Origin of the sequence: Oscillibacter sp. (genome assembly GCF_032060045.1) — a bacterium.
Classification (GTDB): domain Bacteria; phylum Bacillota; class Clostridia; order Oscillospirales; family Oscillospiraceae; genus Oscillibacter.
Window position 1 is genome coordinate 1 of sequence record NZ_DAMBZJ010000034.1, and the last position, 11424, is coordinate 11424.

Consider the following 11424-nt stretch of genomic DNA (forward strand, 5'->3'; position numbering starts at 1 on the left):
GGAAGCTTTGCTTCCGCCCTCGGTCTGTTCTTACGCGCTTAGCGGTTATATCCGCCGTTGAAGAAGTAGTTGAAGAGGTCTTCCATGCTGCCGCCATAGCGGTTACCCCCGTCTTGGGTGGGCTGCTGCGCCTCCCCCTGCTGAGAGGATTGGTTTTTCTCACCATCGGCAGGCACGCTGTCCCAGGTAACCTCCACGGTTTGATAGCCTCCTGCACGGTAAATGGTAAAGGTAGAGGTCTCTCCGGCAGAATAGGTCTTTTTCAAAGCCACCAAATCCTCCGACGTGGCAATGTCGGTATCGTCCACCTTGGTAATCACATCGCCCATTTTCAGACCCGCCTTATCGGCCGCGCTGCCCTTCTCCACGGAGTATACAAACACTCCCTTGGACACGTCATAGCGGTACTGCGCCGCCATCTGCGCGGTCATGGTGCCCTGATTGATGCCGAGATAGGGCTTGTTCGTGACATAGCCGTTGGTCATAATATCCTGAATCATAGCCAACACGTCGTTCATGGGAATCGCAAAGCCCAGACCCTCCACGGATTGGCTGGAATAAGAGGAGTACTTGGCGGACACAATGCCCACTACTTCGCCATACTGGTTGAACAGGGGGCCTCCGGAGTTGCCGGGGTTAATGGACGCATCGGTCTGGATCATGTTAAAGGGTGTGCCATCCACGTTAATGGCCCGGTTCACGCTGGAAACCATTCCGCCGCTCATGGAGAAGGTGAGGTCGCCCAGCGGGTTGCCCACCGCCAACACATGGTCACCCACATTCAGCGTGTCGCTGTCGCCCATAGTCACGGGCTGGAGCCCGGTAGCTTCAATTTTCAAAACCGCAATGTCATACTGCTGGTCACTGCCGATGATCGACGCATCATAGGTGTCACCGTTGTAAAGCGTCACCTTCACCGTGTTGGCATTGGCCACCACATGCTGGTTGGTGACAATATAGCCGTCGTTGGTCAGCACAAAGCCGGATCCGGCGGAGGCCGTCTCCACGACTTGGCCGAAATAATTGGTCCCGGAGCTTCCGGTCGTGCTGATGGAAACCACAGAGTTGACATTGGAGGCGTAAACCTCCGCATCGGTCATGGCGTTCTTCCCGTCCACCGCTTTGACGGAGACGGTGGCGGCCGTGCGGTTGGACATGTACACATCGGTGGAATTTCCACCGCCGAAACCACCCCACGTAGCTACCCCTGCTCCTGCCGCACCGCCAAGCAATGCGCAGCTCAGGGCAAGCGCCACGATTTTCGCGCCCCCGCGGTTCTTATTCGCCTTTTTCCCCGGGCCCTCGTCCCGGCTCTCCCGGTACGGAGCGTCCACCACCGCTCTGCTATCCCACGGCTCACTGCCATCTTTGCGATAAGTGTAATGATACAGATTTTTTTCGTCGTTATACATAATGATTTCCTCCTGATGTATATTCGGCGTCGTCTCCTGCCTGTTTTATAAAACAAGTATTACGGAGAGACATGTCGTACAAATGAACGGGATATAAAAATTTTTGAAACTTAAAAATGCGTTCGGCCGCTTCTTTGCGGCACTTCTTTCTTGCACCTTTGAGGGAAGTATAGTATGCTTAGCTTAAAAGAATATGAAAGGACGCAGAAAAGTTTGCTGAAAATAGAAGGACTGAAACAGCGACCCGGAAGAAACTTGCGGGAGCTAGTGCGGGAGGCCGCCCGTATTTTGCGCGTCGGCGAGCACGAAATCAAAAGCATTCACATTCTCCGCCGTAGCGTGGATGCCCGGGAGGACCCGGAGCTAGTTTACACCGTGGCGGTGGAGGTGGAGGAGGAGGACAAGCTCTTTCGCCGCTGCCACAATGCAAAAGTATCCCGCTATACCCCCTCCCCCACCTATACTCTCCCGGAGTCTGGGCCGCCGGCGGCGATTCCGCCGGTGGTGGTGGGCGCGGGACCGGCAGGTCTGTTCGCCGCGCTGCTGCTTGCCCGGGCGGGCCTGCGGCCCATTGTGCTGGAGCGCGGCAAGCCTGTGGAGCAGCGGCAGGAGGACGTGGAGCGATTTTTTCAAACGGGAACGCTGGACCTCCAGTCCAACGTCCAGTTTGGCGAGGGCGGCGCAGGTGCGTTTTCCGACGGCAAGCTGAATACCGGCACAAAGGATGTCCGCCACCGCTTCATTTTGGAAGAGCTGGTCCGCTTCGGTGCGCCCGAGGACATTTTAATTGACGCAAAACCTCATGTGGGCACGGATATGCTTCATATCGTCCTCAAAAATCTGCATCAGGAGCTGCTGGACCTTGGAGCCGATCTTCGGTTTGTGTCCCGTCTGACAGACCTGCAAACAGAAAACGGCGCCCTGTCCGGCGTCACTGTGGAGGGGCCGGACGGCCCGTATTCCCTTCCATGTCGCCAGCTTCTTCTGGCAATCGGCCATTCCGCCCGGGACACGTTTGAAGCACTCCTTGCCGCGCAGATTCCCATGGAGGCAAAGCCCTTTGCCGTGGGGGTGCGCATTGAGCATTTGCAGGCGGACATGGACGGGGTACAATATAAGAAGTATGCGGGCCATCCAGGTCTCCCCGTGTCTTCCTACAAGCTCTCCTGCCATCTGCCGGAGGGACGGGGCGTTTTCTCCTTCTGCGTCTGCCCTGGCGGAGAAGTTGTGGCCGCCGCGTCAGAGGAAGGGCGGTTAGTTACCAACGGTATGAGCCGTTTTGCCCGAGACGGGGAGAACATCAACGGTGGATTGCTTGTAAACGTCACACCGGAGGATTTCGGCGGGGACGGTCCCCTTGCGGGCGTGGAATTTCAGCGCAGGCTGGAAGAAGCCGCCTTTGCCGCAGGCGGGAGCGGATACCTTGCTCCGGCTCAGCGAGTCGAGGATTTCTTGGAAAACCGCCCCTCACAGGGCCCTGGCCGGGTGAAGCCCACCTACCGTCCCGGTGTGAAATGGACAAACCTGCGGGAGTGCCTTCCCGCCTTTGTATGCGACGCGCTGGCCCAGGCACTGCCCCTTCTGGACCGGAAGCTTTCGGGCTTTGCCACGGGCGACGCGGTGTTAACCGCCGTGGAGAGCCGCAGTTCGTCCCCTGTGCGCATTCTGCGGGATGAGACACTTCAAAGCCCACTGCGGGGCCTATATCCCTGCGGTGAGGGAGCGGGCTACGCTGGCGGAATCCTCTCCGCCGCGGCGGATGGACTGCGGTGCGCTGAGAAAATGATTGAAGCGCCAAATAAGCGCTCCTTATAAACTGGGAAACGCCCCTACACTGTAATCTTTTAAGGAGGAATGAACATGAGCCGGATTATCTGTGTCGTCAATGAATTCATTACCGAGGCCCACAAGCGGCAAATTGACGCCGCGGCGGAAAAGCACGGTTTCTCCGCCCGCTATTACCTCACCAAGGAGGATGCTGCCGGGCAACTTGAAGACTGCGAAGTGCTGTTTGGGCACTGGCGCTCTCTGCTGGCCGAGGCTCCGGGTCTGAAGTGGTACTGTTGCTCTTATGCGGGCGTGGACCCCTATCAGCCGCCCTTCCGGTTTCCAGAGGGCGTTCTGCTCACCAATTCCTCCGGGGCCTACGGAGTGACCATCGCGGAGCACATTCTGATGGTGACACTGATGCTTCAGCGGAAAATGCTCGACTATACCCGCATCATTCGAGAGCGCGGCTGGACCAACGATCTTCCCATCCGCTCCATTCAGGGCAGCCGCCTGACCATGCTTGGCACGGGCGATATCGGCACCACCTTCGCAAAGCGTGCCAAAGCGCTTCAGCCCGCAGACATCACGGGCGTAAACCGCAGCGGTCGCAGTCCCGACGAGGTATTTGACCGGGTGGTTTCTATGACGGAGGTGGATTCCGTTCTTCCTGAAACGGACATTCTGGTGATGGCCATGCCCTCCACGCCCGAAACCATCGGCTTTATGACAAAAGAGCGCATTGCCCTGCTGCCCCCCGATGCCATTCTGGTAAACGTGGGCCGCGGCTCCGCCATTGATCAGGAGGCCCTGATGGACGCGCTGAATGCGGGGAAGCTTGCCGGGGCCGCGCTGGACGTGATGACACCGGAGCCTCTGCCGGCGGACCATCCTCTGTGGGATACCAAAAATCTATTGTTGACCCCCCACGTGGCGGGCAACATGACGCTGGGCTATACCTGCGACAAAACAGTGTCTCTGTTCTGCGATGATTTGGAAAATTACGCCGCAGGCAAACCCCTTGCCCGTCTTGTCGACTTGAAAAAAGGATATTGATATGAATAACTTCACCTTCTACTCCCCCACCCTGTTTGCTTTCGGCGACGGAGAAGCGAGGCGCTCCGGAGAATTGGTGCGCCAGTTCGGCGGTCACAAGGTTCTGCTGGTAATCGGCGGCGGCTCCGTGAAGCGGAACGGGTCCTACGATGCCGTGACGGCCTCGCTAAAGGAAGCCGGAATTTCTTTCAGCGAACTGTCCGGCGTTCAGGCCAACCCCCGCAGCGGAAAAGTCTATGAGGGCATCGAACTCTGCCGCAGGGATGGATGCGATTTTTTGCTGGCTCTTGGCGGCGGCTCCGTCATCGACACGGCAAAAGCCATCTCCATGGGCGTGCCCTACGACGGGGACTTCTGGGACATTTTTGCGGGCAAGCATTCCATTGAAACCGTTTTGCCCGTAGGCGTGGTGCTAACCATCGCAGCGGCGGGATCCGAAGGCTCCGATAGCTGCGTTATCACGCGGGAGGAAGGCAACCTGAAGTGGGGCTGCCCGAAATCAGACCTGATCCGGCCCAAATTCTCAGTTCTGGACCCCAGCTACACCTGTTCTCTCCCTGCCTATCAAACTGCCAGCGGCGTAACCGACATGCTGGCCCACATTATGGAGCGATATTTTACCAACACCAAGGACGTGGACATAACCGACCGTCTGGGCGAAGCGTTGATGAAAACCATCATCGCCGCCGCGCCCAAGGCCCTTGAAAATCCGGACGACTACGCCGCACGTGCAGACCTGATGTGGGCGGGGATGCTGGCCCATAACAACCTCTGCGGCACAGGCCGCGCACAGGACTGGGCCAGCCATCAGATTGAGCATGAGCTTTCCGCGCTTTACGACTGCGCCCATGGCGCTGGCCTTGCGGTGGTCATGCCCGCGTGGATGGAGTACGTCCTGCCCCACGATGTAAACCGATTTGCCCAGTTTGCCGTCCGTGTTTGGGATTGCGACATGGATTTCGCTCACCCCGAGGTGACCGCCAAAGCGGGCATTGCCCGGTTCCGGGCATTTTTAAAGTCCATTGGAATGCCCCTCACCCTGTCGGACATCGGTGCCAAGGCGGAAGACATCTCCGTCATGACCGCTCACCGCGGGGAGAAGCCCGGCGGCTTCCCCTTCGGCAGCTTTGTGAAGATTGGCCCCGAAGAAATGACCGCCATTTTGCATCTGGCGGAGTAAGATATTTTATAAGAAAGATTCCCCCATTGCGTGATACGCAATGGGGGAATCTTTTTCTTCTATGATTCGTTGGAACGCTTTGCCTTTAATAAGCCACGCCCCAGAAAATATCGGTTTTACAGGACTTGCCGCATACGGGACACACGCCCTCCGTCCCGGACTGAATCAGAGGCATGCAGCGGGAGGTAACGCCTGCCTGCTCCTTCATCGCCACTTCGCACGCTTCCTCTCCGCACCACTTGGAGCGGAGGAATCCGCCCTTGCCCTCGGCAATGGCTTTTGCCTCGGCGGGAGTTTTGATATCAAAGGTGTTGTCCTCGCGGTTTTTCAGAGCCATGGCGTATAGATTGTCGTGAATTTCGTTCAGCAACCCCTCTGCCGCCGTCTCCAACTCTGCGAGAGGAATGAAGACTTTCTCCCCCGTGTCCCGCCGAGCGGCGACGCACTGGCCCTTTTCGATATCCTTGGGGCCGATTTCCACCCGCAGAGGCACGCCCTTCATCTCATACTCGGCAAACTTCCAGCCCGGGGAGTTGTCGGAATCGTCCAGCTTCACCCGAATACCCGCAGCCGCCAGACGCGCGCGCAGGGCCTCCGCCGCTTCCAGCACACCCTCCTTATGCATAGCCACGGGAATAACCACCGCCTGAATGGGGGCCACCTTGGGCGGGAGCACCAAACCGTTGTCGTCTCCGTGGGTCATGATAAGCCCGCCGATGATGCGGGTGGACAGGCCCCAGGACGTCTCGAAAGGATTGGTAAGGCGGTTGTTTTTATCCGCGAAGGTAATATCAAAGGCTTTGGCAAAGCCGTCTCCGAAATAGTGGCTGGGGCCGCCCTGAAGCGCCTTGTGGTCGTGCATCATGCACTCAATCGTATAGGTGGATTCCGCCCCGGCAAACTTCTCCTTCTCCGTCTTCCGGCCCCGAATCACCGGCATGGCCAGTGAATTCTCGCAGAAGGCGGCATAACACTCAAGCTGCTGCTCGGTCTCCTCCACGGCTTCCTCCGCCGTGGCGTGAAGGGTGTGCCCCTCTTGCCACAAAAACTCCCGGTGGCGCAGGAAAGGACGAGAGGTTTTTTCCCACCGCAGCACGCTGCACCACTGGTTATAAAGCATGGGTAAGTCTCTCCAGGAATGGACCACGCGGCTCCAGTGGTCGCAGAACAGCGTCTCGGAGGTGGGGCGGATGCACAGCTTTTCCTCCAGCTCCTCGCTTCCGCCCATGGTGACCCATGCACACTCCGGCGCAAAACCGGAAACGTGGTCCTTTTCCTTTTGCAGCAATGATTCTGGAATCAAAAGAGGCATGGAGACGTTGGTATGGCCCGTCTTTTTAAATTCTCCGTCCAGAATGCGCTGAATGTTCTCCCAAATGGCGTACCCGTATGGCCGCAGGACGAACATTCCCTTCGTGCTGGTATAGTCGATCAGCTCCGCCTTTTTACACACGTCGGTGTACCATTGAGCGAAATCCGTGTCTCGGGACGTGATGGCGTCCACCTGTCTCTTGTCCTGTGCCATGTTCTTCATTCCTTTATAATTGTATTCATTGCAACTGCATGTTGTATTTTCATCGAATTCTCATTGTATCCAGTCCAGGCGAAATTGTCAACTGCTTCCGGGGAAACGTTATTCTTCCGCTGCTTCCTCTGCCCGCTTCATCTTCCCCAGCACCCGAAGCATCAAAGGCACAGCCAAGGAAAAGGTCAGCACATCGGACAGAGGCTGCGCCAGCATCACGCCCCAAAGATCCAGCAGCCGGGGCAGCAGGAGCACCACAGGGATGAAAAACACCCCCTGCCGCGCTCCGGCCAGAAGCGTAGCAGGTCCCGTGTCGCCAATGGTCTGCAGCGTCATATTGCTGAACACCACCCAGCCGGTGAGCGGGAAGGTGGCACACTGGAGCCGCAAAGCCCGCGCTCCCACAGCCACCACCTCGGGATCGTTTCGGAAAAGGGCAATCAGCTTTGGTGCAAAGATGATTCCCAGCACACCCATCACCGTCAAAAAACCGGTGCCCCATTTAACGCAAAACCAAAAGCCCTTCCGCACCCGGTGATAGAGCTTTGCCCCGTAGTTAAACCCGCACACAGGCTGAAAGCCCTGCCCAAAGCCAATCAGTGCCGAGCTGCCGAATACCATCACCCGGTTTACCACCGCCATGGCGGCAATCACCGCGTCGCCATACCCCCGGGCCGCCCGGTTCAGGCTGACCACCGCAAGGCTGATCAGCCCCTGCCGTATCAGGGAGGGCAGCCCGCCCTTTGTAATTTCCCGCAGGTAAAACAGTCTGATTTTCGCCTGTGAAAAACGGGGCCTCAGATTGCCGCCCCGGCCACTCTGCCACAGCAGCAGACAAAATCCGGCAAACTGGCTCAAGATTGTCGCCAGTGCCGCTCCGGCCACGCCCATATCCAGCACGAAAATGAACACGGGGTCCAGAATGACGTTCAACACCGCTCCGGAGGCGATACCCACCATGCCATACACCGCACTGCCCTGAAATCGAAGCTGATTGTTCAGCACCAGAGACGTGGTCATCCACGGCGCGCCGATTAAAATAATGCGCATATAGTCCTTTGCGTATGGCAGGATGGTAGGCGTTGCGCCCAGAAAATCTGCCAGCGGCGTGAGGAACACCTCCCCCAGCAGACAAAGCAATCCGCCCGCTATCAGCGACATGGCAAACCCGCTGGAGGACATCCGATGGGCTTCCTCTCCATTTTGCGCGCCCAGCTTTCGGGAAATATAATTTCCGGAGCCGTGTCCAAAGAAAAAACCCACGGCTTGAATCACTGCCATCAGGGAAAACACCACGCCCACCGCCGCGGTGGCGCTGTTGCTCTCCAGCTTTCCCACAAAGTAGGTGTCCGCCATGTTGTAAATCGCCGTCACCAGCATACTTACGATGCATGGCACGGCCAACTCACTGATCAACCGGCCCACGGGTTCCGTGGTCATCCGGTTAAATTTTACCTCCTGTCGGTTTTCCACGCTTTATTCCTCCATTATTTTTCTTGCAGGGGTCTTTTCAAGCTCTCTATTTTGCCCGCCGAGCCTGAAGATCGCGGGTATAGCGCGCGGCATCTGCCGCGGATTCAGCCAGCAGGCGCAAAAACTGCTCCGCCTGCGGCGTAGTCTTTGTTTTTTTTGCCCGAATCCAGCCCAAACGCACAAAGCCCCGTCCCTCCAGTGGAATCGAAATTACCCGTTCATCGCTTAAGCCAGCGGTGAGAAGGCCGCTGCCCGTAGTAAACGCGTCGGTTTGCGCCAACACCTCCATCATCGCCGTGCGACTGTTGACGCACACAATTTTGTTGGGCTTTTTGTCGGTAAGAATCTGGTACTCCTCGGAAAAATCCGCAGCCGCTCCCTGATCGTGCTCAAAACAAGCATAGGGATATTCGAGAAGCTTTGTCTCGGTCAGACTTTTACAGCTGGTCAGCGGATGGTCACGGCGCAGATAAACGCAGGGCGCCACGGCCGCCAGTTCGTGAAACTCCACATCCTGATCGTGCATCCGTCGGCGGATTATTTTTTCCGTCAGGTCCGAGAGGAAAATTACCCCCACGTCCGCCCGATGCTCGCACACGTCCTGAATTACCGCGTCCATCCCCGTCTCCCGGATGGATAGACTGTACCCCGACGCATCCGTGGTCTTGAGTAGACGTAAAAAGGCGTCCTCCGCAAAGGGATAGCGCTGGGTGGACACAGCAAAGCGCACGGGAGCAGGTGCAAACCGCGCGCCGGTATACAGGCTTTCAATCCGTCGCTTCTGCTCCATCAGGGAGACGGCGTGGGTGACAAATTCCTCACCCTCCGGCGTAAATTCCACGCCCCGGTTGCTGCGGCTGAAAAATTGGATGCCCAACTCTTCCTCCAGCTCCCGGATGGCGGCGGAGATTCCGGACTGGGAGAGAAACAGCTTTTGGGCGGCCTTGTTGATGGACCCGCACCTGCTGACCTCTACCACATAAGAGAGCTGCCGGAAAGTCATGAAACTCCCTCCTTGTCAATCAGTTTGCTCTCTTCAGTATAAAAATTTCCGGCAACCTTGTCAATTCATTATCGGAAAAACTGGCAACCGATTTCCGGAAATAAGCGCTAACGCCTTTTTCCAGAATGTGCTATATTATTGTTGAGACATATAAATTTTTTAATTACTTTTAAGAATATATAGCTATATTTCACAATTTCCAAGTAAATTTATTGTCTTTGCGGGACGGCTTTCGGTTTTCTCCGTCTCGCTGCAACGGGAATTCTCTTTTTGTCCGCCGCCAGCTTGCCCGCTTAGCGGGCCATCAGAAAGGATGGTAATTATGAAACATGAACAGAAACTCGGTTTTTCCACCCGCCAGATTCACACAGGAAAGGAAAGTAACAGCGCCGGTTCCCTCTGTGCTCCCATTTATCAGACCTCAACCTTTTCCTTTACCTCCGTGGAGCAAGGCGGAGCCCGATTTGCCGGGAACGAAAGCGGTTACATATACACCCGTCTAGGCAACCCCTCTCTGACACAGGTTGAAGCAAAGCTGGCCTCCTTGGAGGGGGGCGAGGCGGCACTTGCCGCCGCATCCGGCATGGGAGCCATCACCACCGCCCTGTGGACCTCCGTTGTGGCAGGGGACGAGATTCTGGCAGACGAGACACTCTACGGCTGTACCTATGCCCTTTTAAGCCACGGGATGCGCAAATTCGGGGTACATGTGACTCTTACCGACTTGAGCCGCCCGGAGAACTTAAAAAAGCACCTGAGCCGCAATACAAAGGTGGTCTATTTTGAAACGCCCTGCAACCCCACCATGAAGGTAATCGACATTGCCGAAATCGCCCGGATTGTCCATGAATTCAATCCCTCCATCCGCGTCATCGTGGACAACACCTTCTGCTCTCCCTATCTCCAGCGCCCGCTGGAGCTGGGTGCGGACACGGTGGTCCATAGCGCCACCAAATACATCAACGGACACGGAGACGTGATCGCGGGCTTTGTGGTGGGCAGCGCAGACTTTATCGGCCAATGCCGTATGTTCGGACTGAAAGACATGACTGGCGCCGTGCTGAGCCCCTTTGATGCATTTTTAATCAACCGGGGCCTGAAAACTCTCAGCCTTCGCATGGAGCGCCACTGCGCAAACGCCGCGAAGGTGGCGGAATTCCTCCGGGACCATCCCGCAGTGTCAAAGGTGTATTATTCTGGTCTGGAAGATTTTGAAGGGCGAGAAATCGTTCAAAAGCAGATGAAGCTGCCCGGCGGCATGATGGCCTTCGAGTTGAAGGCTGACCGGGCCGCCACCGCCGCTGCCCTGAACCAATTGGAACTGTGCGTCATTGCCGTGTCTCTGGGAGACGCGGAAACGCTGGTGGAGCATCCCGCCTCCATGACCCATTCCACCTATACCCCGGAGGAGCTGAACTCCGCCGGAATCAGCGAGGGCTTGGTCCGCATCAGCGTGGGGCTGGAGGACCCGGAGGACATCATCGCGGATTTCAAGGCGGCGCTGGATACCCTCCTGTGAGATTCGGCCAAATTAAGCCGCAAAAGGAATTTTCCCGGCTGTAGTTCATTCTACACATCAAAACGAATCGCAACACGCAAGGGACTGAGGAAGTATTTCCTCAGTCCCTTGTTTTCCAGCGCCGGAGGACGCAGGGTTTTTTTCAAATATTCCGCAAATCCGGATTTTCGGCCTTTAATCGTTGGGCACAAATTTGCTTGCCGGGGCATGGCACACCGGACAAATATAGTCCGGGGGCAGCGTCTCGCTCTCGTAAATATAGCCGCACACGGTGCAGCGGAAGCCCTTGCCCACCATTTCGCGCACCACAGTGGCCGTCGGGGGCGCACTCTTACCGCGGTTGGAAAATTCCTTCAGGGTCATCATCTCTCCGCCGTCAAGAATCTCGGCGTCCACAGCTTCTCCAACCAGCAGCACATAGCTTCCGATTTCCAGCTTATCCACCACACGGCAGCTCACACGGGACACCATATGCTCCGCGAGATAAGG

General features: G+C 56.9%; 9 protein-coding genes. 4 read left to right on the forward strand and 5 right to left on the reverse strand.

Features of this window, described 5'->3' with window-relative positions; genetic code table 11:
- Positions 1-38 precede the first annotated feature (38 nt).
- Positions 39-1412 (reverse strand): trypsin-like peptidase domain-containing protein, encoded by a 1374-nt coding sequence (locus RT018_RS12730; protein WP_312942564.1) that lies wholly within the window; start codon positions 1410-1412, stop codon positions 39-41.
- Between the two features lie 213 nt (positions 1413-1625).
- Here RT018_RS12730 and RT018_RS12735 point away from each other — a divergent pair, with 213 nt between their 5' ends.
- The 3 genes from RT018_RS12735 to RT018_RS12745 are packed head-to-tail and all read left to right on the forward strand — an operon-like array spanning position 1626 to position 5415.
- Positions 1626-3227 (forward strand): FAD-dependent protein, encoded by a 1602-nt coding sequence (locus RT018_RS12735; RefSeq protein ID WP_312942566.1) that lies wholly within the window; start codon positions 1626-1628, stop codon positions 3225-3227.
- Between the two features lie 45 nt (positions 3228-3272).
- Positions 3273-4235, forward strand: coding sequence for a D-2-hydroxyacid dehydrogenase (locus RT018_RS12740; protein ID WP_312942567.1), 963 nt, complete (start codon positions 3273-3275; stop codon positions 4233-4235).
- A 1-nt stretch (position 4236) separates the two neighbouring features.
- Positions 4237-5415 (forward strand): iron-containing alcohol dehydrogenase, encoded by a 1179-nt coding sequence (locus RT018_RS12745; protein ID WP_312942568.1) that lies wholly within the window; start codon positions 4237-4239, stop codon positions 5413-5415.
- 85 nt (positions 5416-5500) lie between these two features.
- On the opposite strand, the gene proS is transcribed toward RT018_RS12745, so the two are convergent.
- From proS to RT018_RS12760, 3 genes are all read right to left on the reverse strand, one after another.
- Entirely contained in the window at positions 5501-6940 is a 1440-nt protein-coding gene (gene proS, locus RT018_RS12750; RefSeq protein ID WP_312942570.1) for a proline--tRNA ligase, read from the reverse strand.
- A 108-nt stretch (positions 6941-7048) separates the two neighbouring features.
- The gene (locus tag RT018_RS12755; RefSeq protein ID WP_312942572.1) at positions 7049-8413 is read right to left on the reverse strand and encodes an MATE family efflux transporter; all 1365 of its coding nucleotides are present in this window, start codon (positions 8411-8413) and stop codon (positions 7049-7051) included.
- 46 nt (positions 8414-8459) lie between these two features.
- Positions 8460-9416: a LysR family transcriptional regulator gene (locus RT018_RS12760; protein ID WP_312942574.1), complete on the reverse strand. Its 957-nt coding sequence runs from the start codon at positions 9414-9416 to the stop codon at positions 8460-8462.
- A 322-nt stretch (positions 9417-9738) separates the two neighbouring features.
- On the opposite strand from RT018_RS12760, the gene megL reads away from it, so the two are divergent.
- Positions 9739-10935 carry a methionine gamma-lyase gene (megL, locus tag RT018_RS12765; RefSeq protein ID WP_312942575.1) on the forward strand — a complete coding sequence of 399 codons (1197 nt, stop codon included), beginning with the start codon at positions 9739-9741 and terminating at the stop codon, positions 10933-10935.
- 174 nt (positions 10936-11109) lie between these two features.
- Here megL and RT018_RS12770 read toward each other — a convergent pair.
- The coding region (locus RT018_RS12770) for a rubredoxin-like domain-containing protein (RefSeq protein WP_397360306.1) at positions 11110-11424 on the reverse strand (315 nt) is incomplete at its 5' end.

Coding starts and splice junctions, on each gene's coding strand:
- RT018_RS12730 (WP_312942564.1), bottom strand. CDS start 1,412: ATGTATAACGACGAAAAAAATCTGTATCATTACACTTATCGCAAAGAT.
- RT018_RS12740 (WP_312942567.1), top strand. CDS start 3,273: ATGAGCCGGATTATCTGTGTCGTCAATGAATTCATTACCGAGGCCCAC.
- RT018_RS12745 (WP_312942568.1), top strand. CDS start 4,237: ATGAATAACTTCACCTTCTACTCCCCCACCCTGTTTGCTTTCGGCGAC.
- proS (WP_312942570.1), bottom strand. CDS start 6,940: ATGGCACAGGACAAGAGACAGGTGGACGCCATCACGTCCCGAGACACG.
- RT018_RS12760 (WP_312942574.1), bottom strand. CDS start 9,416: ATGACTTTCCGGCAGCTCTCTTATGTGGTAGAGGTCAGCAGGTGCGGG.
- megL (WP_312942575.1), top strand. CDS start 9,739: ATGAAACATGAACAGAAACTCGGTTTTTCCACCCGCCAGATTCACACA.